General features: G+C 59.4%; 19 protein-coding genes and 2 pseudogenes. 14 read left to right on the plus strand and 7 right to left on the minus strand.

What is annotated here, in order from left to right; genetic code table 11:
- Window positions 1-20 precede the first annotated feature (20 nt).
- Both OS190_RS17770 and scpB read left to right on the plus strand, forming a co-directional pair.
- Window positions 21-899, plus strand: a complete 879-nt coding sequence (locus OS190_RS17770) for a DUF1403 family protein (protein WP_267160053.1) — start codon at window positions 21-23, stop codon at window positions 897-899.
- A gap of 64 nt (window positions 900-963) precedes the next feature.
- The gene (gene scpB, locus OS190_RS17775; RefSeq protein ID WP_267160054.1) at window positions 964-1,557 is read left to right on the plus strand and encodes an SMC-Scp complex subunit ScpB; all 594 of its coding nucleotides are present in this window, start codon (window positions 964-966) and stop codon (window positions 1,555-1,557) included.
- Window positions 1,558-1,719: 162 nt separating this feature from the next.
- On the opposite strand, the gene OS190_RS17780 is transcribed toward scpB, so the two are convergent.
- Together OS190_RS17780 and OS190_RS17785 are read right to left on the minus strand one after the other, a co-directional pair.
- Window positions 1,720-2,730, minus strand: coding sequence for a nucleotidyl transferase AbiEii/AbiGii toxin family protein (locus OS190_RS17780; RefSeq protein ID WP_267160055.1), 1,011 nt, complete (start codon window positions 2,728-2,730; stop codon window positions 1,720-1,722).
- Between the two features lie 2 nt (window positions 2,731-2,732).
- Window positions 2,733-3,329: a DUF6088 family protein gene (locus OS190_RS17785; protein WP_267160056.1), complete on the minus strand. Its 597-nt coding sequence runs from the start codon at window positions 3,327-3,329 to the stop codon at window positions 2,733-2,735.
- A 428-nt stretch (window positions 3,330-3,757) separates the two neighbouring features.
- Between OS190_RS17785 and OS190_RS17790 the strand changes: the two genes are divergently transcribed.
- From OS190_RS17790 to OS190_RS17800, 3 genes and pseudogenes are all read left to right on the plus strand, one after another.
- On the plus strand, window positions 3,758-6,655 hold the full coding sequence (locus OS190_RS17790) for an NB-ARC domain-containing protein (protein WP_267160057.1): 2,898 nt from the start codon (window positions 3,758-3,760) through the stop codon (window positions 6,653-6,655).
- Window positions 6,656-6,667: 12 nt separating this feature from the next.
- Window positions 6,668-7,414 (plus strand): annotated as a pseudogene (locus tag OS190_RS20655) (ClpX C4-type zinc finger protein); the annotation flags it as partial.
- Window positions 7,415-7,806: 392 nt separating this feature from the next.
- The gene (locus OS190_RS17800) at window positions 7,807-10,659 is read left to right on the plus strand and encodes a P-loop NTPase fold protein (RefSeq protein ID WP_267160059.1); all 2,853 of its coding nucleotides are present in this window, start codon (window positions 7,807-7,809) and stop codon (window positions 10,657-10,659) included.
- Between the two features lie 347 nt (window positions 10,660-11,006).
- Here OS190_RS17800 and OS190_RS17805 read toward each other — a convergent pair.
- From OS190_RS17805 to OS190_RS17825, 5 genes and pseudogenes are all read right to left on the minus strand, one after another.
- Window positions 11,007-11,638: pseudogene (locus OS190_RS17805) on the minus strand (tyrosine-type recombinase/integrase).
- A 77-nt stretch (window positions 11,639-11,715) separates the two neighbouring features.
- Window positions 11,716-12,087, minus strand: coding sequence for a pseudoazurin (locus tag OS190_RS17810; protein WP_267160060.1), 372 nt, complete (start codon window positions 12,085-12,087; stop codon window positions 11,716-11,718).
- A gap of 88 nt (window positions 12,088-12,175) precedes the next feature.
- On the minus strand, window positions 12,176-12,949 hold the full coding sequence (locus tag OS190_RS17815; protein ID WP_267160061.1) for an ABC transporter ATP-binding protein: 774 nt from the start codon (window positions 12,947-12,949) through the stop codon (window positions 12,176-12,178).
- Complete coding sequence (locus OS190_RS17820; protein ID WP_267160062.1) at window positions 12,946-14,019, minus strand: FecCD family ABC transporter permease; 1,074 nt, start codon at window positions 14,017-14,019, stop codon at window positions 12,946-12,948. Before OS190_RS17820 ends, OS190_RS17815 begins: the two co-directional genes overlap by 4 nt.
- A gap of 71 nt (window positions 14,020-14,090) precedes the next feature.
- Entirely contained in the window at window positions 14,091-15,254 is a 1,164-nt protein-coding gene (locus tag OS190_RS17825) for an ABC transporter substrate-binding protein (RefSeq protein WP_267160063.1), read from the minus strand.
- A gap of 181 nt (window positions 15,255-15,435) precedes the next feature.
- Here OS190_RS17825 and OS190_RS17830 point away from each other — a divergent pair, with 181 nt between their 5' ends.
- From OS190_RS17830 to OS190_RS17870, 9 genes are read left to right on the plus strand one after another with little or no spacing between them, the layout of a single operon-like run.
- Window positions 15,436-15,585, plus strand: a complete 150-nt coding sequence (locus OS190_RS17830; RefSeq protein ID WP_267160064.1) for a hypothetical protein — start codon at window positions 15,436-15,438, stop codon at window positions 15,583-15,585.
- The gene (gene hemP / locus OS190_RS17835; RefSeq protein ID WP_267160065.1) at window positions 15,579-15,746 is read left to right on the plus strand and encodes a hemin uptake protein HemP; all 168 of its coding nucleotides are present in this window, start codon (window positions 15,579-15,581) and stop codon (window positions 15,744-15,746) included. The genes OS190_RS17830 and hemP overlap by 7 nt, the downstream gene beginning before the upstream one ends.
- Window positions 15,743-16,210, plus strand: coding sequence for a hypothetical protein (locus tag OS190_RS17840; protein WP_267160066.1), 468 nt, complete (start codon window positions 15,743-15,745; stop codon window positions 16,208-16,210). Before hemP ends, OS190_RS17840 begins: the two co-directional genes overlap by 4 nt.
- A 17-nt stretch (window positions 16,211-16,227) precedes the next feature.
- Window positions 16,228-17,496: an imelysin family protein gene (locus tag OS190_RS17845; protein ID WP_267160067.1), complete on the plus strand. Its 1,269-nt coding sequence runs from the start codon at window positions 16,228-16,230 to the stop codon at window positions 17,494-17,496.
- A gap of 21 nt (window positions 17,497-17,517) precedes the next feature.
- Window positions 17,518-17,802, plus strand: a complete 285-nt coding sequence (locus tag OS190_RS17850; protein ID WP_267160068.1) for a (2Fe-2S)-binding protein — start codon at window positions 17,518-17,520, stop codon at window positions 17,800-17,802.
- On the plus strand, window positions 17,768-18,253 hold the full coding sequence (gene bfr, locus OS190_RS17855) for a bacterioferritin (protein WP_267160069.1): 486 nt from the start codon (window positions 17,768-17,770) through the stop codon (window positions 18,251-18,253). The genes OS190_RS17850 and bfr overlap by 35 nt, the downstream gene beginning before the upstream one ends.
- Window positions 18,240-19,754 (plus strand): di-heme oxidoreductase family protein, encoded by a 1,515-nt coding sequence (locus OS190_RS17860; protein WP_267160070.1) that lies wholly within the window; start codon window positions 18,240-18,242, stop codon window positions 19,752-19,754. The genes bfr and OS190_RS17860 overlap by 14 nt, the downstream gene beginning before the upstream one ends.
- The gene (locus OS190_RS17865; protein WP_267160071.1) at window positions 19,754-20,743 is read left to right on the plus strand and encodes an imelysin family protein; all 990 of its coding nucleotides are present in this window, start codon (window positions 19,754-19,756) and stop codon (window positions 20,741-20,743) included. Before OS190_RS17860 ends, OS190_RS17865 begins: the two co-directional genes overlap by 1 nt.
- The gene (locus OS190_RS17870; RefSeq protein WP_267160072.1) at window positions 20,743-21,804 is read left to right on the plus strand and encodes a DUF1513 domain-containing protein; all 1,062 of its coding nucleotides are present in this window, start codon (window positions 20,743-20,745) and stop codon (window positions 21,802-21,804) included. The genes OS190_RS17865 and OS190_RS17870 overlap by 1 nt, the downstream gene beginning before the upstream one ends.
- The last annotated feature ends 81 nt before the right edge of the window (window positions 21,805-21,885 follow it).

A 21,885-nucleotide genomic window follows, 5' to 3' on the forward strand; every position in this document is an offset into this window, starting at 1 on the left:
CGACAGGATAGTCTTGTGGCATGACCTATGCTGCCGACAGCTTCGACATCTTACCCACAATGCCGTCCTGGGTCACCTCGGGCCGACCGGAAACCCCTGAAGATGTGGCGTTTTTGTCGGGCGCGGTCCTTGCTCATCTGCATCTTGTGTTGAGCCGGGACGACGTCCCCCAGACCTTGCTGAAGGCACGGCTGGCATTGCATGCCGCGGAGGCGTGTGTGACGCGCCAGGGACGCCCGGAACGCGCTTCGGAGCTGCGCGATGCGGTGGCGTTCCTGCAACCCGGTGACAGTCCAGGGCCAGCGGGTGAGGTCTATCTTTCGTGGCAACGTGCGGTGGAGCGCCCGGTCTCGGTCAAGGCGCTGGACCGGGCTCTTCCGGGCTTGGACGCCCATCAGATTGCTGTCTGGCTTGATGCGGGGCAGGGGGCGCCGGTCGCGCGCGCTGCGTCCGTGCTGCAGGCGGTTCTCGCGGATCGACCACGCGATCCCGCGTCGGCGTTGATCCTGGCCGACGCGGCTTTGGCGCAGACGCTCGGGTGGAGCCATGTTCTGCCTCTCTTGGGGCTCGGTCTCAAACGCGCCGATTTGAGGAAGGCTGACGCGGACCTACGGCTGGCCTGCCATCGGGCGATCTCGTCGGCCGCGGCCGAGGCAACGCGGGAGGCCACCGATCTTGCCCGTCGCGCGGCGCGGCTTCACGCCGAGGCGCCGAAGCTGCGGGCAAGGGGAGCCGACGAGGCCGTCGCTCTGTTCCTGACGCAGGACGCGGTCGCGCCCACGGCACTGACCTCGCTGCGCTCCGACCGCGCGGCGCGGCGCTTCTGTAAACGGCTGGTGGAGCTCGGCGCCGTGCGCGAACTGACCGGGCGCGACACGTTCCGGCTCTACGGGTTATGAGCATGGCCAGCAAAAGTGGGTACCGGTTTTGCGGTTCGGCCATGCGACCACCGAGAGGCTTGTGATGGCCAAGGATCACAATGAGCCCGATCTGGACAGAGAGCTAGAAGACTTGCCACCCGATCTGCGTTGGCGCCAATGGATGTGCCGCATCGAGGCCGTGCTCTTCGCCTCTGCCTCGCCCGTGCCGCGTCAGGACCTCGCGCGCGTGGTGGGGCAAGGGGTCTCGGTCGATCTGTTGATTGAGGACCTGGTGGCTGATCTCGAGGGGCGGTCGTTTGAAGTGGCGAAGTTGGCGGGCGGGTGGATGCTGCGGACGCGGCCAGCCTATGCGGCGGCAATCCGGGCAGCGGCGGATGTGGGCGATCAGACGCTCGATTTGCGCGAATACGATGTCGCTGTTCTGGCCGCAATTGCCTATCACCAACCGATCACCCGCGACGGGCTTAAGGATATCTTCGGCAAAGAGATCAGCCGCGATCTGATCGGGCGGTTGCACGCACGCGGTCTCATCGGAACCGGCCCGCGCTCGCCGCGGCGCGGAGCACCCTACACCTATGTGACAACCGAAAAGTTTCTCATGGCGTTCGAACTGGAGTCGCTCCAAGACCTGCCGGACCGTGAACAGCTGACGGATGCGGGGCTGGCTGCAGAGTGACATGCCAGCGGCAAAAATCGCGATCTATCGCTCAAATTTGGGCCATTTATGAGTTATAAAACTGCATCCTATAACTCATGACCATTTGCTGGCTTGGCGGTCGAAGCTCTAATGACTCTCAATCACCACGTTTATGATCTCCAATCACCAAGCTCTGTGAGGTCAGGCTGAGTTGATTTCCGCTTCCAGCGCCGCGATCGCGCTCATCACGTCATCAAAGCTTGGCGCGTCACCCATGATCATCTCACGCATCCCGGCATAGTCCCGACGGAGTGCGGCCTCGAGGTCTTTGCCCGGGGCTAGGCGAAGCGATCCCGGTTTTGCGTCTTCGTATCTCGCCCAGGCAGCTTTGAAGAACACCGACTTATGATGGCCAACCTCGCTCAAGAGGTCGAAATTTGCCAAAGCGTGCGCCTTGGCATCGTGTTGCGTCAGTTGTGCCATGTCATAGTAGTGCCGGGACATGCGGTCAGCGAGCGGTTTGCCCGCGTCCTGATGGAACAACATGTGCAGAATCGTTGCCTTCTCCCAGAAGGTCCGTTCGATCCCGAGAGTGCGCACATCAACAGGGGCAACGCCGGGCAGATCGGGAAAGGCTTGTTGGACATAGGTTGAGAGTGTGCGCTGCTCGGCCGGAAGCTGTGCGCCACGCGCGCCGAACTCAAACCGTACGATAGGTTTGATGTAGCCTGGGTCGTGGCCGCCAATCGACGGGTAAGCGAAGAGTATGGTCTGCGGGTCGTCTTCGTCGATCTGGAGTGAGAACGGCTGCTCCAAGCTCGCAGAGAAGGCGGTGTTGATTTCGTCGAGCAGGGAGCCTGCGACAGTGGCCTCGGCGGCCTCCTGAAGATCTTGCAGCAGCGATTTGCGCTTGCCGCCCGAGAGATCTGGGTGTTCAGGGTCACGGTCTCCCTCGAACCCGAGTTGGGCGCGATCAAGCGACAGATCGACGTCCTCGGAGAACCGATGGATGACATCGTAAGCCTTCGAAAGCGATGTACCTCCCTTGAAGATCAGGTGATCTCCAAAGGAGGGCAGGGCGAACAGGTGCTGGAGTGACCAGCACACCCAGAAGTCCTTTTCGACAATCGCCTTGGCAAACCCAAGTTCAGCCGCGGCCTGGCGAAAGGCTTCGTCTCGGTTTGCGGGTGTGTCGTTCGCGAAGGCGTCCATGCTCAGGCGTGTGTCACAATCTGCTGGACGACTGGATGCATCCAGGCCGGAACATGTCGGCTTTGCTTTGCAAGCTGCGCCCGGTCCTTGGAATCCAGCGTGCGGGCGATCTTGCCAATCACCTGATCGTCGACACGATCCTTGCCGACATAACGGAGCGCCTGAAACACAGTGCCCGTCTTAGAACCGGCACCGATCAATGTCTTCGGGGAAGCGTTCCGGAACTGGATCACCTGCCGCCCGATCTTCTTCGTTCGGGTGGGCCCGTCGGTCATGTAGGTCGGATTGGACGGCACTTGGGTGGATAGACCCAACTGGTTCGCCGCCATGGCAGGGGAGGGCTGCAGAACCTGGTTGTCCTTCCTGGCTACAGCGCGCGCGATGTCATCGGCAGAGGGCGCCAAAAGTCCAAAACGGTCGCTCAGCTTGGGATAGTCGTAGAGCCCACGCGTCAGCCGCCGGATCACGCCTTGATCCGCCAGGCGTGACAGTGCCTGATCCACGCTTGCACGCGATCCGATATCGAGGAAGTCCGACGGCGCAAAGATGGCGCCTCGGCCCTTCCCAACAATGCGTTGCTTGATTTTCGACGTGATCATGGCTCAACTCCATGTCAGAAAATAGGGTATGTTTTTCTGAACGTCAAGATGGAGAGGTTTGGTCTGGATGGGCGGAAAGCGGAAGTTCGCTGCAATTGCATCCTGACAAGATCTCAAAGGCGATAGCAGTCATTCAAATGCGCAAGCGTCCAAGCTTTTCTGCGGGTGCAAAAGATGGCTTGCCCTTCAGGGAAGCGGACTTTCTGTGCGGGTGCGAGGCGTTTGATTCCACCGATTGATCGCGCGATCCACAGGCATTCTGGTACCACAAGCGCCATGCGACGTGGCACAAGCTTGGCAGGACCTATCGATAAATATGGATAAGTCGATCACGACCGTGTATCCGATTCACTCCAGAAACGTTGACTTTCTTTGCGGTTTATGTGGTTGCGCGTGGGAGAGCTTTGCGTTTCGGTTCGGCAAAGGGCTTGGATGATTTGGACGTTTTACTCTACTGGGATCAGGAGGTCGCCCAAGACGCTGCGGACATCGCCGATGCGCTCAGGGCCTGTGGACATCGCCTATCGGTGTGGTCCGAAACCGCGCGCCATGACGTGCCGGAGGCGGCCATCGTTTTCCTTGGGCACGTGCCGGATATCGCACCCGGACAAAGCGCAAAAGTCATGGCAGAAGCCCTGCTCGAAGACTGGGCCAAGGTTGAGTTGCCGATCGTGGCGTTTTATCCGGATCCCGAGATTCCACCCGATCCCGACGTCTGGAAGAAAATCCAGCAAAATCCCGCGTTGCTCAATACGCGGAACGCTTTGCTGGCGCGGCTGAACGAGGATGTCTGTTGTACGTTGTTGCACCTGCCACACGGCGACGCCCCAAAGCAGAGCGCTGTCGCCGCTTCCTCTGCGCTGCAAGAGCATGTTGCTCAGCGCGGCGAGCGGGCGACGGATCAGACGTTTATTGCCCGGATGCCCGACCTGCATACCCCTTACCGTTATCCTCTTCACAACGATGTCTTTGTCGGCCGAAAGGACGATCTCGCCGCCTTGCATGACTGGGCGCAAGGCGATCCGCGTCCGGTCTGTGCACTCATTGCGATGGGTGGCTCGGGCAAGAGTGCGCTGGCGTGGCGCTGGATTACCAATGAGCTTGAAAAGCTCGACAACGCGTTCGAAGGTGTGTTCTGGTGGGATTTCTACCACGATTCCGATGCCGAAAAATGTGTAGCGCATTTGCTGGCCTATCTGACGTCAGAGCCACTCGCCTTCTTCGCCCGCCGCAGTTTTATGGCCAACGTCGAAACGCTGCAATCCCATCTGAACGGTCGGAGGGTTCTGGTTTGCCTCGATGGTGTGGAGCGCATTCTGAACCACTACCGCGAATTCGATGCGGATGCGCATGATGCGCTGGGGGCCGAGGACGACGAACGCCCCGTCGAGGACCGCTACCGCGCCTGCGCGCGACAGGAAGGGGCCTTGTTTCGCGCCCTGCTAAACATGCACAAATCCAAGGCCTTGCTGACCTCGCGCCTTCTTCCGCTTGATCTGGAACTCAGGGGCGCGCCGCATCCCTCCCTCAAGCAAATCGAAAAGCTGCAAATGACCCTCGCGGATGCGCGGGTGATGATGGACGCGCTGGAGGTGCGCGCCAGCGATGCGGCCCTTACCCGTGTGCTGAAGCTTGTCGCGGGTCACCCCTTGGCCCTGCGCGCACTGGCCGGTGCCGTCAAGTCCGACCACGGCGGCGACCTTGAAGCCTTGTCCGTCCAGCTGCGCCGTGCGGACATTGCGAAACTGGACCTCGTGGGGCGGCGTAGCCATGTTCTGCGCCATGCTCTGGCAGGTATCGGCGCCCGGTCGCTTGCCGTCCTGGGGGCAGCGGCCGCGTTTCGCGGGCCCGCGGCCCTGGCTGACCTTGTCAACCTGCTGCTGCTCGAGAGCGATCTGCTGACGTCCGAAAGCGAGGTCCTTGTGGCCATGACCGACCTGCGCCACCGGCAATTGCTGTTTCTGGACGACCGGGAAGGCCAATGCGACATGCACCCTTTGGTGCGCGGTGTCGTCTGGCGCGGGTTGGCTCCGGAATGGAAAGACGCGCTCGCCGAGCGCCACGGCAGTTATTTCTCCGAGCATCAGCGTGAACACGATCCGACATCTCCGGCAGGCTTCGTAGCGCTGCAACATCTTTGGTTCAGCCTGTTGGAGCGGCGCAGGCGCGATGAGGCCTTCGAAGCGCTGGAGCCCTCCGTGGAACGGCAAGTCATTCAGCATGGTCGCGCAATCGATGTCGTACGCATGTTCAAGGCACTTGAAGAGAATGCCACGCAGGCCGGAGAGTCCTATGCAAACCTGCCCTCCAATCGTCGAGAGTACCACTTTTGGCGCGGCTTTGCGATGTCCTACAACGGGCAAGACCTTGGCGCCGCCAATGCTCTGCTGGATGCGCTCGACGCCGCGCGTATCACGCCGCACAACGAGCGCCAGGCGTTTCGGTCTATCACGCGGCCGGTGATGATTGGCGATCTCACGCTGCTCTGCCGCCGTTTGGCCCTGCATGATGTAGGTCTCTCCATCATCGATCGATACAAGAATTCGGGTTCGGACCTCGCAAAGGAGAATTTTCGAGCGGCCAGAGCCATCCTTGAACACGACCTTGGTCAATCGAAAGACGCCGAAGCGGTGATGCATGACATCAGCAGCAAATATGATCCGACGGAGAGTGCCTCCTGGACCTTCTTCCGCCTTGGCCTGACCCTGAGACTGGCGGATCTCTGGCTGGCCCCCGCTCACTCGGATGCAAAGGCGCAGGCGGCGTTCGCGTTGTGCCGAAGAGTTTTGCTCCAGTCGCGGCGTGTGGGCCAGCGCGAAATTCAGATCCGAGCCGAGGCACTTTTTGCGCTGGCCGGGCTCCGTTGCGGGTCGGATAGCTCGCTGATGCAACGCTCGCTGGATCGCGCGCTGGAAAGAGCCCGCCGTCTGCGCCTCGTATCCACTGAGGCACTTGTGCTCACGTGGCGGTTGCGTTTCGCAAGCCTGCTTTCCGCACGAGAGGAGAACGCAATTGCCCTTGCGCGCAGCACCGGACACTTTGGCCAGATGCTGGGCGATCGCCATGCCTTTGCGCGCCTCTATGCCGCCGCCGCGCGTGTGCTGGCCCAGACGGACGACTACGACACGGCCATCGATTTTGCCCGACGCAGCATCGGTTATTCATTGCAACCGGACGGAAGTGTTGCCTATTCTAACATCGTGTCTGACTGCAGCTCTCTTTTGAACGACATTTCCGCGACCTGCGATCCGATTAATCCGCCGATAGATCAGCAGGAAAGCCGGACCCTGCTGGTGCAAAGAATTCAGAGCCACCTTTTGCAATGAGACCAGTCGCCCATGCCAAACGAAGAACCCAACATAAGATATGCCGAAGAGAGCGACGAGAAAGCTGACGGCAAAAACACCTTGTACTGCAGTTTCTGCGGCAAGTCCCAACATGAGGTCCGCAAGCTCATCGCCGGACCCACGGTCTTTATCTGCGACGAATGTATCGAATTGTGCATGGACATCATTCACGAAGAAACCCGCGGAGCGCTGAAACATGCAGACAATACCGAGCTTTCGGAAGGCTGGGACCGGCTCAAACATGCTCTACCGGGTCACGAACTCGTGCGCGAGCGGTTGTTCCGGATGGCCCACATGCTCCGGACCGAAGACAGGGCCTTGGATGACCGCGGCTTTCGCGTTCTGCTGGCCGGTGTCAAGGGCAGCGGCCTGCCCGCGGCCATTGCGGCCATCTGGCGCGAATTCGACCTGCCGCTTGTCAGATATGACGCGGCGCGGTTGCGCGGCAGGAAAATCCTGAACGACGCAGAGATGTTTCTTCGCCTTGTGGAGCAATGCGAAAACAATCTCAAACGCGCTTCGCGGGGGGCCATCGTGATCGAAAACATCGACAGGCTTTTTGAACGGAACCAAGCCGACCGTATTGTTCAGGAGGAGCTAGAGCTGCTTTTGGCTGGCACCACGGAGAGCGTGTCGCCGCAGGGTGGGCGCAAGCATCCGCAGCAGGAATTCCTGCAACTCGATACCAGCGGCATCACGTTCATCGCCACCACCAGCAAGCTGCACGCCAATGATCCGCCCATCGTCAGCGGCGACGAGCTGCCGTCGCTCCGCTTCGGCAAGGATCGCGCAAAGCTGAGCGCGGCACTCGTCGGCCAAGGTGCGTTGCCGACACTGATGGACCGCTTCGACGAAATCCTCGAATACCTGCCCTACACAACAGCCCAGATCGAAACGTGGCTTGCGTCCCCTGACGCCGCACCCCATCTCGACGCCTTCAAGCATGAAGAGGGTATTCTGCCCGATGACCTCCGCCGGGCTCTCATTGACGCGGCCTGCGACCGCGGGGCGGGGTTTGACGGGCTCATCAGCATCCTGCGGCTTGTGAAGCTGCGACGCAGCTTTACCGGACCGGACGGCAGCGTGCCGGAACCGATTGACCCTGCTTGGCTGGCGAAAAGTATCTGACGATGGCAATCGAACAGAAAGACGACCTGAGGCTTTCAGCAGAAGCAGAGACGACCATTTCCGTCGGCCTGGACACTCTGGCGCTTTGGGACAAGGTCATTGAAGACGCCGCCCCGTCGCCAGATCCGGTAGCGTGGATCACGGTCCTGTCCGGTCTCTTCTCGACATATCCCCCCGCGCGCGCCTTCGCAGACCTCGTACCGCAGTTGGCATCTCTTGCAGACCCAGACGACATATCGGGCGCCTCGATCCGACTGGGGAACGAGGACCGCAAACTGCGGGTTGGCAGCATCCTCGGTTCTCAGATCAAAGAGGCCAGAATCCTGGCGAACAACCGCAGCGGCACAGACTTGGTCTATTCTCAGGATCTCTTGTTCGTGGGCCTTTTGCGCTGCGCCAAGCTTGCCGCCGAGATGGGGCAATCCGCGCCCAGATACAGAAACAATCTACTTACCCAAGAAAATCTGACCCTGCTGGCTTTTGAACTTGCGATAATGACTCTGAGCCCCAAGGACAACGCTTCAGCACTTGCTAGTTATGACCACACGAAACTCGACCTACAGCAGCTCTTGCCCACCCGCGAAGACCCAGGCACATCACGCGCAGATGTCCGCCGCCGCATGCGCGAGGCAGGTATCGAAATCGTGGCTATCGAGCCGACTTCGCTGGGCGTTGCCCTTGTTGTAAAGGACGATCCCTGGGCTCCCGGGTTGAAGGACCGCTCCGGCTCAGAGCTGGAAGTCGCCGCCTTTGCCAGCATGTTCACCGCCCGCGCGTTCCAGCCACCGCTGGCCGTCGGCGTATTTGGCGACTGGGGTGCGGGAAAATCCTTTTTTATGCGCAGGCTGAACGACAAGGTGGAAGATTTTGTTGCAGCCGAACCAGATGATCCGGAAGCCTTACAACGCGTGGTCCAGATCCATTTCAATGCGTGGCACTATGCCGAAACAAATCTCTGGGCCAGTATTGTCGACCGCATTTTCACTGAGCTCGACACCTGGACGCAGACCGCGAACGCGGACGCCGACAGAGGCCAAATGAGCATAGTCGAACAGCTTGACACGGCCCGCAAGCTGACAATCGAATCCATCGCGCCGCTTGCCGCGGCACGTCGCAAACAGGCGGACGCAAAGACCCAGCTTGAAGACTCTGCGAAGTCACTCAACGAAATGCGCGCACGGGTCGAGGTGCAGAAAAGCACGCAGCTTCAAGCGGCCTTCAGCGCGGTCCTCCAAAATGAGGACCTAAAAAAAGAGGTTGATGATGCGGGCAAGACGCTAGGCTTCCAAAGACTGAACGCATCTATCGACGATTTTCGCGCAGCAACTGAAACTCTAAACGAGCAGGCCGCAAGCACACGCCAGACAGTCGGAACGCTGCTGGGACGGGTCGGAACCGGCTGGGGGCTGTTCCTATGCGCGCTTGTGGTCCTTGCGCCTATTGCCATTGCCACCCTTTTGCCCGCACTTCTGTTGCAGCTGTTCCCGGCGCTGGCCGCTCAGATTGGCACGGCAATTTCGCTTGTCGCCGGAAGCTCCGGCCTGCTCACCGTCGCGGCGGGAACCCTGCGCAACGCTTCCCGGCATTCAACGCGTGCGCTAGAGAGCATCCGGACGTTCGAACGCAGTCTAGATGCTGAAATTGCGAAGCGCTCTGCTGATCAGACATCCGAATACGTGCGCGCGCAAGGCGAGGTGGCCGCCGCGCAAGCCGAGGTTGAGAGGCGCCGCGACGCCCTCGAAGACGCCACGCAACAGGCCGACCGCGCCTCGGCGGCCTTCAGTGCAAACGAGCCTCGCCAGCGTCTGGTGGATTTCCTGCGTGATCGCGTGGGCTCTGGGACCTATGCCCGCGAACTTGGTGTCATAGCGGCTGTGCGCAAGGATTTTGAGATGCTCAGCCACCTGATGGCCGCCTCGGCCTCGCCCTCTGACAATCCCGAGGCCCTGCGCAATTCGGAAAACCGTCTGGCGATCAAAGCCGAGATTAAGCGCATCATGCAAGATGCAGGAGACACGCTCGAACCAGACGAGAAGGCAGCGCTGGAGAGGCTGGCAGAACCGCCACCACCGCCCCCGATTACTTTCGAACGCATTATTCTCTACATCGACGATCTTGATCGCTGCCCGCCCAAGCAAGTTGTCGCGGTCCTCCAGGCAATTCACCTGCTGCTGGCGTTCCCGCTGTTTGTCGTGGTTGTGGCAGTCGATAGCCGGTGGGTTCTTAAATCGCTCGACGACCATTACGGCGATCTTCTCAGCGGCGATGAAGACAGCGCGTCGAGTGTGGATTACCTGGAAAAGATCGTCCAGATACCCTACCAAGTGCGCCATGTTCGTTCCGTCATTGGCAAGTCGATGATCGGCGACCTACTAGCGCCGTTCGTGGCCGCGGATGCGGGCGACGAAGCTGCGCCAATTGTCGATCAAACGCCCTCGGCGCCAGACACGGATGTCAATGGCCGACAAACGGATCACGCAGATGCACCGACCATTAAGGCACCCGACACGCCCGAGCTAAAACTGCGCAAACATCTTGCGATCGAGGCGCATGAGCTCGAGTTGTTGGACAGGATCGACGGCGCACTCAACTGGTCCCCGCGCCGCCGCCTGCGTTTTGCCAACAGCTACCTACTGTCGCGCGCGTCACTTTCCGACATTTCTGACAACGATGTTTCGAGCCTCGCGGTGGTCCTGGCCTGTTCCGAAGCCGAAGACCGCGACGCCGCGATCAGAGATTTATGCGACAAGGTTGAGGTGTTGGTCCCTACGCCGCAGACGCTCAACAAGGTCTACCCCATCTGTGACCGCTTCAGTTTTCGCTCCGTCACCGAAGGTAGCGTCGCCCGGAATTAGGACGCATCACGCCCGCTCTGAGTCATTGCCGTAGCCGTTTCGATTAAGGTGGCTATTGCCCCGCGTGAAGGCGGCTGGTGTTGCAAGGGGCACGCCGTGACCTTGATCGCCTGCTGCCCTCACAGCGCTCCCGTTCAGGTCCGGAATGGGCCTGTTAGAAATCAAAGGTTGAGACGGGTAGATTGGATGGTGCTACCGGGGACGATAGTCTTGGCAGGGAATGCAGCAAGGGACAGCCAAGCGTTTTTTCGGACACTACCAATGTCGGCTATGTGAAAGCTGCAGTGCGGCATGGACAGTAGCCGATTTTGTCGGCTATGGGCCGCCCACGTGGGCGGCCCAAACAGTCAGATTTCAATAGCTTCAGCGATAGCCAGCGCATCTTCTAGCTCAACACCAAGATATCGGACGGTGCTGTCCATCTTCGTGTGCCCGCGCAGAAGCCGAACAGCGCGCAGATTGCCTGTCTTCTTGTAGATTTGCGTTACCTTTGTTCGCCTCATCGAATGCGTGCCGTAGGCATTCGCTTCAAGGCCAATCGACGTCACCCAATCCCGAATGATCCGTGCATACTGCCGGGTCGAGATGTGGAGACGTTCATGGAAACGTCCAGGCCAAAGGTACTCAGAGCCAATCATGAGTTCGTCATCCATCCACTTTTCGACCGACGCCCGCGTCCCTTCGGAGATCTCGAAGCGGATAGGTTTTTGGGTTTTGCTTTGCAGGACCGACGCCCGTTCCTTGATTTGACCAGATGCCATGACGTCGACAACTTTCATCCTCACCAAATCACAGCCTCTCAGCTTGCTGTCGATCGCCATGTTGAACAGCGCAAGGTCGCGATGGTTTTCGGAGAGTTCAAGCCTTACTCTGATGGCCCAGACATGTTTTATTTCAGCGGGCGCTTCTGGCCGACGATGCGACCTTTGTTCGAGGCTGGTCGAAGCGCACGAATAGCAGGTAAGTTTGGTGTTTCCATCACTGATCCTCCGATCCGCCATACCCTCCCTGACCATCAACACTGCGATGACGTGCAACGTTAGCAGAAATGCCGTTCTATTTTGTCTCCAGCTGCCTTAGAAGCGATCTGAAGGCCTTTCGGGCATCTCCAGGGTGTCGTGCCTTCTTGGCGGCGGCGAGATTTGACAGGTCGTTTCCCACGACGATTAGGCCGACCATGCCGACCTCGTAGTGGGGCAGGCAGAGGTAGCCGTAGATGCCTGGAACCGTGAGGGTTATATTCAGTTCCTCGTCCACCGCGCCGTTCCAGGGCTCGCCGCCCTCGGGAATCATGCCGCGTTTGGAGGCCGCGTTGTGGCCCTCTTCAGTGGGGATGAACGTCACGCGATCGCCAGATTTGACGTGCAGTATTGCGGGCTCGAAGACGTTGATGACATTGGCGTCGTTACAATCGGCGTTCAGCATCATGACAGTGTGTGTACCGCCTTGGGATGAAGGCGCAGTCTTTGCGCGAGCGGCTGTGGCCAGCGCGAGCGCTGGCAGGGACAAGGTGAAGTTACGACGCGTAAGCATGGACGGTCAGATCCTCTCTTGGGCCTTTGGAAATCGTGATGTCGACTCCGTAGGTGGCGGATAGCGCGGGGTCGTTCAAAACTTCGGAGGGAGAGCCTTCGGCCAGAACGCGGCCTTGACCCAGAAGGACGAGATGATCGGCAAAGCGTGCGGCAAGGTTCAGGTCATGGAGGGCGACGATGCCGACCGCGCCTCTGTCCTCAACCGCAAAGCGAATGCGGCTGAGAACTGCAAGCTGATGGTGAAGATCTAGCGCCGAGGTGGGCTCATCGAAGAGATACACATCCGCCGGGCGGATCAGAGCTTGCACGCAGGAGACCAATTGCGACTGTCCGCCGGAAAGCTCAGATACGTACGCCTCGGCCAGATGACCGATGCCGCCCTCATGCAAGGCCTCAGCAACGCGGGACATATCTTGCGCGCTCACACGCCAGCCCTGTAATTGCTTCTCGGCCATCATCACCACGTCGAAAACGGTAAGCGCGGCATTCGCGGCAAAGAACTGCGGCATGAAACGAATGCGGGAGAGGCGGTCGCGGGTGGTAAACATGGCAAGGTCGGTGTCGCCGAGCACGACACGCCCCGATGCTGGGGTAAGCAGGCCGGCTATCAGCTTGAAGAGCGTCGATTTGCCAGACGCATTCGGGCCGATCAGCGCGGTCAGCCTGCCGGGCTGGAGCGGAGAGACGGTCGCGTTCTGAAGTATGGCTCGCGCGCCATAGGCGAAGCTGAGTTCGGAGATGGTAAGCGCGTTCATTGCCAATGCCTTTTGCGTTGGCTGAGGATCAGCGAGAGGAAGAAAGGGATGCCGATGAGCGAGGTGATCATACCGATGGGATAGACAACGCCTGGCGTGATGGCCTTGGACGCGATGGAGGTGCCCGACAGGATCAGGGCACCTGCAAGGGCTGAGAGCGGCAGGAAGCCGCGTTGATCCTCGCCCACTATCATTCGGGCGATATGCGGGCCGACAAGACCTACAAAGGCGACCGCGCCGACGAAGGAGACGGCGACGGCGGACAGAAGCGACACGCCAGCCAGTACGCCGAGGCGCAATAGAGGCACGTTCACGCCGAGGGCGGCGGCTTTCTCTTCACCCATCCTGAGCGCAGTCAGCGCCCATGATTGGCGTATGAAATAGGGCAGGACAATCAGCAGAACCAAAAGGCAAATGCCAACTTTGGTCCAGGTGGCCCGCGCAAGCGAGCCCAGCTGCCAGAAGATGATCTGTGCGAGTTGCAACTCGGAGGCGCCATATTGGAGGAATGCCAAGAGCGCGTTGAATGTGAACAGCATCGCGATGCCCACAAGGATCATCGCTTCCGGCGTGACCCCGCGCAGGCGGGTGAACCCGAACAGTGCCAGCGATGTCAGCATCGCCACGACAAAGGCATTTACGGTCACGAACAACCCGCCGACACCTGGAATGACCGACCAGCCCAGGACGATGGCAAGGGCTGCGCCGAAACTGGCGGCAGAAGACAGACCAAGGGTGAAGGGATCGGCGAGCGGGTTGTTGAGGATTGTCTGCATTTCGGCTCCCGCAACCCCCAGCATCGCGCCGACGACAACGGCCATCAGCGCAACTGGCAGGCGCAGGTCCCAGATGATGACCTCCTCCTGCACGGTGGCGACTGAAGGTTGCAGGATTACCTGCAACGTTCGCAAGAAGTTGAGGTCAGCAGGGCCAGTGATCACGTCGACCACGACCGTCGCAAACAGCACGGCGGCAGCGCCAAGGACCAGAGCGGCGCGGGTTGCGGAACGGCGTCGGTAGTTGCGCACAAGCTCCTGCGAGGAGGGCGGGGAAAGGGCCTGATCGGTCATGTGCCTGTCTGATACGGTAATGATGGGTGGCCCCAATGAATACTGGGGCCACTTGTCTGAGCAATTATGCTTCAGTTGGACGCAGGGGCGTCCATACTCACCCAGAATTGTCCGGAATTCTCGTAGGGCATGAATTTTGCGTGCAGCTCATCGAAAGTGGCTTGCGGGTCCAGCTCCTCGAACTCGTCGGGATGCAACCACTTGGCGATCTGCTGGATCGCGATGAAATGGTAAGGCGAGTTGTAGAACTGGTGGTAAATGGAGTGCATCCGTCCGTCCTGCACCGCGCGTAGATCCTTGAACCCATTGCGATCGGCCAAGGCCGCGAGGCGCTTGTCGTTTTCTGCAGGGTCTCCTTCATAGCCCAAAAGCGTCGCGGTGACTTCCGGTTTGGCTTCCGCCCAGTTTGCGCCGGTGCCGATGATCACATCGGGGTCTGCGGCGATGACACCTTCGAGGTTCACTTCCGTCGAATAGCCGGAAAACTTCGTGGAGCCGTAATTCACCCCGCCCGCTAGCTCGACGAATCGGCCGTAGTTGAAACTGCCGAAGGTCCAGCAACAGAAATCAGTGTTCCAGCCCGCTGCATTCTCGATAAACACCAATGGCTTTTCATCGTTTGGCAGGCTTTGCACGACATTTGTCACTTTGCGCATCTGCGCGACATAAAAGTCGATGAATTCTGCAGCGGCTTTTTCTTCCCCAAGCAATCGGCCAAGGATCAGCATGGACGGAATCGCGTTCTCGGTCGGGTTCTGCCGGAAGTCGATGAAGACCGTTGCGACGCCCGCCTTGTCGAGTTTCTCGATCAAGCCAGTGTCCTCGGCCTTGAACAGATTGCCGAGGTCCAGAAGAACAAGATCGGCCTCGGATTCAAGCACCGCCTCGATGCTGAAGTCGCCCGCATACGGGTTACCAAAATTGATCATCCGGGAGGCGTCTTGCGGGTAGGCTGCTTCGAACTTTCGGAAGGCGTCGGGGTCGTAGAGAATCAAGTCATCCTTCCAGCCGACTATTTTCTCAAACGGATTGCCGTCAGTCAGCGGGGCGACGGCATACATCATACGCCCTTCGCCAAGGATGATCTTGTCAGGCATTTCGGGCAACGTCACTTCGCGGCCGGCGATATCGGTAAGTGTCACAGCTTCAGCAAATGCGTCAGGGGCTGATGCGAGCAGGGTCGCACTGGCTGCTATAGCAAGGGTGAAACCATGCACACGTTTCGTGTAGAACATGGGTTTCTCCTAGGTTCTGGATGGCGGAAAACGGCCATCTCAGCATGCAGCATTTAGTATCTGACAAAATTAGTCAATTACTCACTTGCATTATCTGACAATTTCACTCAACTTAATTTAAGAGCCAGCCAGATGAGTCTTCGGCAAGCCAGTCACCCGTCATCCCGAAGGGAGTGGGAATATGCAAATAGCTCAAGACAGCAAGCGGCTCTGCCGATCCGATGCCACCGAAGCGCTTTTCGTTGCGGTTTCGCTTGGCGTACCACACATCTTCAACATTGAATGGCTGATCGACAACGCAGAGCGCGGCGAATGGGGCGGGCTATGGTAGTAAATGTCGCCCAAGAGACCACCCTGCGCCCTAATGATACGCTGCCCATCTATGAGGCAAGTGATCTCACCAAGGGCGGTGATCTCGCCCGAATCAAACTTGAGGACCAGCTCTATACCCTGCGCATCACCCGCGCTGGCAAGCTGATCCTAACGAAATGAACGCGCGGACTCCTCATCGCGGCGGCGCGCCGGTCGGCTATGTCACCGAACTGGGGCCGGTCGAAGCAGGTGCTGTCCTTTATCTGCGCCTTTGGTGTGACGGCCCCGACGCCCAAGCGCAGGTCTGGAATGACTTTGCCACGGCGTTCGGGCCGGAGCATGGTCGGAAAGTTCTGAAGTCATTCGAGTCTCTTTGTGACCTTTGCGTGCGTCATGGCCGTCGCCCGCTGATGCGTCATCATGTGACCTGCAAATGCCTCGGGGCCGACGAGTCCTGCTTCGCCAACTTCGTCGGCTATGCAAGTGAGGGAGAGCGGGAAGACGCGCTTCTCATCGCAACGACAATCGTGCGCCCCGATATTGCGCCTTCCCTCGTGGGGTTGGCGCAGGAATTCGGTCTCGCGCTCAGGCGCATGGCCGTCAAAGCCGACCGACCTATCAAATCAACAAGAACGCTTCACTGAACATAAGGACAGCACGCATGAAGACCCTTACCCTTGCCACGAGCGCCCTGGCTCTCGGCCTCGGCGCCGCAGCCATGGCAGATGGACATGTCAGCAAATCGGCTGTCCTCGAAACATACGCGGATATTGCCGAAGCGAAATACGCTGACAGTCTGGCCACCGCGCAGCGTCTTCAAACGGCGGTAGACGCGCTCTTGTCCGATCCGTCCGCGAAGACCCTCGAGACGGCGAAGGAAGCATGGCTCGCTGCGCGGGTGCCTTATCAGCAAACCGAAGTCTTCCGGTTTGGAAACGCCATTGTCGACGACTGGGAAGGCAAGGTGAACGCCTGGCCGCTTGATGAAGGTCTGATCGACTATGTAGACGCCTCTTACGGCGGACCGACAGACGAAAATGAGGCCGCAGCGCTGAACGTGATCGCAAACCCAACTTTCACGCTTTCCGGCGAAGAAATTGATGCCTCGACCATCACTCCCGCCCTGCTAGAAGGGACGTTGCAGGAAGCCGATGGTGTCGAAGCAAACGTGGCCACCGGCTATCACGCTATCGAGTTCCTCCTCTGGGGGCAGGACCTGAATGGCCACGGCGCTGGCGCAGGCAATCGTCCATGGACGGACTATGCGTCAGGCGATGCCTGCACGAACGGCAACTGCGACCGTCGTGGTGAGTACCTGAAAGCGGCGACCGATCTTCTGATTTCGGATCTCGAATGGATCGTTAGCCAATGGGCCGAAGCCGGAGAGGCCCGTGCGACAGTCACCGCGGATGAGGATGCCGGGATTGCGGCGATCCTGACCGGGATGGGCTCGCTCTCCTACGGCGAGACGGCGGGGGAGCGGATGCGTCTGGGCGTGATGCTGAATGATCCCGAAGAAGAGCATTCCTGTTTTGCGGACAACACGCACAACGATCATTTCTACAACGGAGTCGGCATCCAGTCGGTCTATCTGGGCAGCTATACCCGCATCGACGGCAGCGTCGTGGCGGGACCATCGCTCTCCGATCTTGTCGCGGCCACCGACGCCGACGTCGATGCCGAGATGCAGGGTAAGCTCTCTGATGCGGTTCTTGCCCTCGGTCGGATCAAGACGGCCGCAGAGGCCGGGTTCAGCTATGACATGATGCTGGAACGCGGAAATGAGGCAGGTGAGGCGCTCATTATGGGTGGCGTGAATGGGTTGATTGATCAGACCCGGAGCATCGAGCGTGTGGTGGCAGCCCTCGGCACCTCCATCGACGTCGAAGGCTCCGACAGCCTCGACGATCCGGACGCCGTGTTCCAGTAAACTCCAACAGGGTCTGCCGCCATGATCATCTGCCATTGCCAGAACATCTCTGATCACGACATCCATTCAGCGATCGACTGGATGCGCGCGGCGGACCCTCACACACTCATCACCCCGGGAAAAGTGTATCGCGCTTTGGGCAAGGCTGCTGATTGCGGCGGCTGCGTCCCTTTATTCCTTGGAACGATGCGCCAGAATCCGAACCTGGAAATTCCAAATCTTAAACCCATGCACCTTCGCACGCCTCGCGAAGCCACACAGGAAACCGAACATGAACGGCGACAAGAAAGTAATTCAGTATCTTAACGACGCATTGCGCAGCGAATTGACCGCGGTCAGCCAGTATTGGTTGCACTATCGGATGCAGGAAGATTGGGGCCTTGGCCATATGGCCAAAAAATCCCGCGAGGAAAGCATCGAAGAAATGAACCATGCGGATAAACTCATCGCACGCATTCTATTTCTGGGCGGTCATCCAAATCTGCAAAAGCTGGATCCGTTGCGGATTGGGCAGACGCCCAAGGAAACTTTGGAATGCGATCTCGCGGCAGAACATGGCGCGCGAGAGCTGTACACCGACGCTTATAAGCACTGCGAAGGCGTCGGCGACTTTGTCACGAAGGGTATTTTCGAAGAACTACTCAATGATGAGGAAGGTCACATCGACTTTCTTGAAACTCAACTCGATCTGGTGGCGAAGCTCGGTGAAGAAAAATATGCGCAGCTCAATGCATCCAAGATGGATGAGGCCGAGTAGGCTTTGCCTCTGCGCCATTCTGTTAGGGTCCGCCGCTACGGCGGGCCCCCTGAATGAGCCGCATCTGAATATCATCGCACGTACCGATGCAGAAGCCGCGCGGATCGCGGGTGCCACAGCCTTGGCCACAGAATTTGACGCAGCTCAGCCTTTTGAAAGCAACTCCGCCGGAGCAGCCACGGTACGGGCGATGAGCACCCCCGACGCCTTTTCGCAACCGTCCGGCAATATCAGCTTTGAGGACCAGCTGACCTTTCGGGTCGGCAACGGCCTCTTTCGCAAGCTCTGGGTTTCATCGCCGTCTTCAACGCTCGCGTCCGACGGGTTGGGGCCGCTCTATAATGCCCGCTCCTGCCAGCGGTGCCATATCAAGGACGGGCGGGGACACCCGCCCGAGGGCCCCGATGACAACGCGATTTCGATGTTCTTGCGAGTGTCGATCCCGGGCAATCCAGAAGACGCCATTGCGGAGATAGGGGACTACATCGCCAGTATTGCTGAGCCGACCTACGGCACGCAGTTGCAGGATTTCAGCCTTCCGGAGCACCCCGCCGAGTACCGCCTTCAGATCGACTACGAAGAGATCGAGGTTAAGCTCTCGGGCGGCGAAATCGCGTTCTTGAGATCACCCACGCACACCGCCGTCGACCTCGGCTACGGTCCCCTACATCCGGACGCCATGCTGAGCCCCCGCGTCGCGCCCCAGATGATCGGCCTCGGCCTCCTCGAAGCGATCCCCGCTGCCGACGTTCTGGCGCTGTCCGACCCGCAGGACGCTGACGGGGATGGGATCTCCGGCCGGGCCAACATCGTCTGGTCGATGGAATATGATCAAACGATGCTGGGTCGGTTCGGCCTGAAGGCCGGCAATCCCACGATTCGGGAGCAGACAGCGTCAGCATTTGTGGGGGACATTGGCATTTCCAATCCGCTCTTCCCGGCCGCCTCTGGCGAATGCACCGACTTGCAGGCCGATTGCCTGGCCGCGCCGCATGGCGATCAGGATGACCGCGGGTTCGAGATCAACGCCGAGGGGCTGGATCTCGTGACCTTTTACAGCCGCAATCTCGGTGTCCCGGCGCGGCGCGATGTAGATGATCCGACAGTCTTGCGCGGCAAGGAAGTGTTCTATTCCACCGGGTGTACGTCCTGTCACCAGCCAAGTTTCGTCACGCATCGGCTCGCCGACCAACCGGAACAGAGCTTTCAACTGATCTGGCCTTATACCGACATGCTCTTGCACGACATGGGCGAGGGGCTGGCCGATAATCGACCGGAGGCCCGCGCCACAGGCCAAGAATGGCGTACGCCGCCGCTTTGGGGCATCGGTCTGACCGAACAGGTTTCAGGCCACACCTATTTCCTTCACGATGGCCGCGCACGGTCGCTTCTGGAAGCGATCCTGTGGCACGGTGACGAGGCCGAAACGCAGCGCGACGCGGTGATCAAGATTGCACCCGAAGACCGAGCTGCCCTGATCGAATTCCTGGAGAGCCTCTGATGCGTATGGCCGCCATTATTCTCTCGTTGGTCTTCTCGACTCCTGCGATGGCGCAACCAGACCTCGGGCGCATCGTCGAAAACCATGTCATGCCGGGCTATCGCGCGCTTGCCGAAGAAGCGGCGGACCTCGAAGCGTCGGCGCGGGCCGACTGCTCCCCCGACAATGCCGGTCTGATCAGAGCTTATCACAATGCATTCAATGCCTGGGTCCGGGTCAGCCACCTGCGCTTTGGCCCGTCTGAGACCAATGACCGGGCCTTCGCGCTGGCCTTCTGGCCTGATCCGCGCGGATCGACACCAAAGGCGCTTGGTCAGTTGATCCGCTATGCCGACCCAGTCGTGGCATCAGCGGAGGATTTCGCAACCGTGTCCGTCGCGAGCCGGGGCTTCTATGCGCTGGAATACCTGCTCTTCGATCCGCAGTTCACGGATACCGAAGATCGCGACTATCTCTGCGATCTGACCCAGGCGCTCGCAACCGACATTGCGCGCAACGCCAACGCCATTCTCGATGATTGGCAATCCGGCTACGCCGATCTCATGGCAAACCCCGGTAACGACACCTATCGCTTGGAAACCGAAGCCTCACGCCAGCTTTTCACGGCCCTCTCCACGGGTCTGGAGTTCACATCGCAGGCACGCCTCGGTCGCCCTCTCGGAACCTTCGAGCGCCCGCGGCCCAACCGCGCCGAAGCGCACAGATCAGGGCGTTCGCTGCAGCATGTCATTCTCTCGCTGACCGCGACGCGAGAGTTGGCATCGCTCATGTCCGGGGAAGACGCCGGGATCGACAGCGCGTTCGAGAACGCCATCAAACGCGCGACGGACCTCGAAGATCCCGTCTTCGCCGGGGTCGTCGATCCGCAGAGCCGCTTTCGCGTCGAAGTTCTGCAACAGGACATCGATTCGATCCGTCAGCAGATTGCGGAGGACCTTGGCCCGTCGCTGGGCATTGCTGCTGGCTTCAATTCATTGGATGGCGATTAATGGCGGACAGACGAACCTTTCTGGCGGGTATGATTGCCTCGGCGCTAATGCCCAAACCGTTATGGGCTGACGTTGGGAGACCGGCGTTTTTGTCGGCGGGCAGAACACCGTTGGGCGCTTATGCTTTATGCGGGCTGACGGTGACGGGCGAAATAGTGTTTGAAATCCCGCTTCCCTCGCGGGGCCACGCGGCAGCGGCGCATCCCGTGCGGCCAGAAGCTATCGCCTTCGCCAGACGTCCGGGTACCTTTGCCGTTGTGATTGACTGCCGTACCGGACGCGAGAAAGTGCGGCTGACGTCGCCGCCCGGCCGCCATTTCTATGGTCATGGAGTTTTTTCAGCGGATGGTGCGCTTCTTTTCACGACGGAAAACGATTTTGACGCAGCGCGCGGCATGATTGGTGTCTGGGACGCGAACGACGGATATGCCCGTGTGGATGAATTCCCATCCGGGGGTATCGGACCTCACGACATCAAACGATTGCCAGATCAGGAAAAACTCGTCGTTGCAAATGGTGGCATCGAGACGCATCCCGATACCGGACGCACAAAGCTCAACATTCCAACGATGCGGTCGAACTTGACCTATATCGATTTCAATGGGCAGATCGAGATGCAATCGACACTCGACCGTGCACACCAAAGAAACTCGATCCGCCATCTTGCGGTCGCACCGGACGGGTCCGTCGCCTTTGCAATGCAATGGCAGGGCGATCTTTCCAAAGACTTGCCTCTCCTCGGAGTGGCTGATCCTGAGGGCCGGGACGTCACATTCCTGAGCGCCCCTTCGATTGCCAGGATGCAAGGCTATCTTGGGAGCCTGGCAATATCCCCGGATGGGTATCGCGTGGCGACAACTTCGCCACGTAGCAATTTGATGCTTATCGTTGCGCGGGATCGCGACAGCGTAGTTGAGGACGTCCAGCTGACAGACATTTGCGGCGTCGCCGCCACCGAAACAGGCTTTTTCTACACAACAGGAACCGGGCAAGCTACAACGCTTGGTCGAGGGAGCAAAATGCATGCGATTGCTTGGGACAATCATCTGGTCGCAATCTGACGGGTATCACAGTGTCGTTTGCTTTTGTCATGGAGCTGTTAGTTCCCGGACGCTTACCTCAAAAAACTGAGCAAAATCAGT

The sequence above is a fragment of the Sulfitobacter sp. F26204 genome, assembly GCF_026410305.1.
Taxonomy (GTDB): Bacteria; Pseudomonadota; Alphaproteobacteria; order Rhodobacterales; family Rhodobacteraceae; genus Sulfitobacter.

Excerpts from the sequence above, each read along its gene's own strand:
- OS190_RS17770 (WP_267160053.1), top strand. The coding sequence starts at position 21 with ATGACCTATGCTGCCGACAGCTTCGACATCTTACCCACAATGCCGTCC.
- scpB (WP_267160054.1), top strand. The coding sequence starts at position 964 with ATGGCCAAGGATCACAATGAGCCCGATCTGGACAGAGAGCTAGAAGAC.
- OS190_RS17780 (WP_267160055.1), bottom strand. The coding sequence starts at position 2,730 with ATGGACGCCTTCGCGAACGACACACCCGCAAACCGAGACGAAGCCTTT.
- OS190_RS17785 (WP_267160056.1), bottom strand. The coding sequence starts at position 3,329 with ATGATCACGTCGAAAATCAAGCAACGCATTGTTGGGAAGGGCCGAGGC.
- OS190_RS17800 (WP_267160059.1), top strand. The coding sequence starts at position 7,807 with ATGGCAATCGAACAGAAAGACGACCTGAGGCTTTCAGCAGAAGCAGAG.
- OS190_RS17810 (WP_267160060.1), bottom strand. The coding sequence starts at position 12,087 with ATGATGCTGAACGCCGATTGTAACGACGCCAATGTCATCAACGTCTTC.
- OS190_RS17815 (WP_267160061.1), bottom strand. The coding sequence starts at position 12,949 with ATGAACGCGCTTACCATCTCCGAACTCAGCTTCGCCTATGGCGCGCGA.
- OS190_RS17820 (WP_267160062.1), bottom strand. The coding sequence starts at position 14,019 with ATGACCGATCAGGCCCTTTCCCCGCCCTCCTCGCAGGAGCTTGTGCGC.
- OS190_RS17825 (WP_267160063.1), bottom strand. The coding sequence starts at position 15,254 with ATGTTCTACACGAAACGTGTGCATGGTTTCACCCTTGCTATAGCAGCC.
- OS190_RS17830 (WP_267160064.1), top strand. The coding sequence starts at position 15,436 with ATGCAAATAGCTCAAGACAGCAAGCGGCTCTGCCGATCCGATGCCACC.
- hemP (WP_267160065.1), top strand. The coding sequence starts at position 15,579 with ATGGTAGTAAATGTCGCCCAAGAGACCACCCTGCGCCCTAATGATACG.
- OS190_RS17840 (WP_267160066.1), top strand. The coding sequence starts at position 15,743 with ATGAACGCGCGGACTCCTCATCGCGGCGGCGCGCCGGTCGGCTATGTC.
- OS190_RS17845 (WP_267160067.1), top strand. The coding sequence starts at position 16,228 with ATGAAGACCCTTACCCTTGCCACGAGCGCCCTGGCTCTCGGCCTCGGC.
- OS190_RS17850 (WP_267160068.1), top strand. The coding sequence starts at position 17,518 with ATGATCATCTGCCATTGCCAGAACATCTCTGATCACGACATCCATTCA.
- bfr (WP_267160069.1), top strand. The coding sequence starts at position 17,768 with ATGAACGGCGACAAGAAAGTAATTCAGTATCTTAACGACGCATTGCGC.
- OS190_RS17860 (WP_267160070.1), top strand. The coding sequence starts at position 18,240 with ATGAGGCCGAGTAGGCTTTGCCTCTGCGCCATTCTGTTAGGGTCCGCC.
- OS190_RS17865 (WP_267160071.1), top strand. The coding sequence starts at position 19,754 with ATGCGTATGGCCGCCATTATTCTCTCGTTGGTCTTCTCGACTCCTGCG.
- OS190_RS17870 (WP_267160072.1), top strand. The coding sequence starts at position 20,743 with ATGGCGGACAGACGAACCTTTCTGGCGGGTATGATTGCCTCGGCGCTA.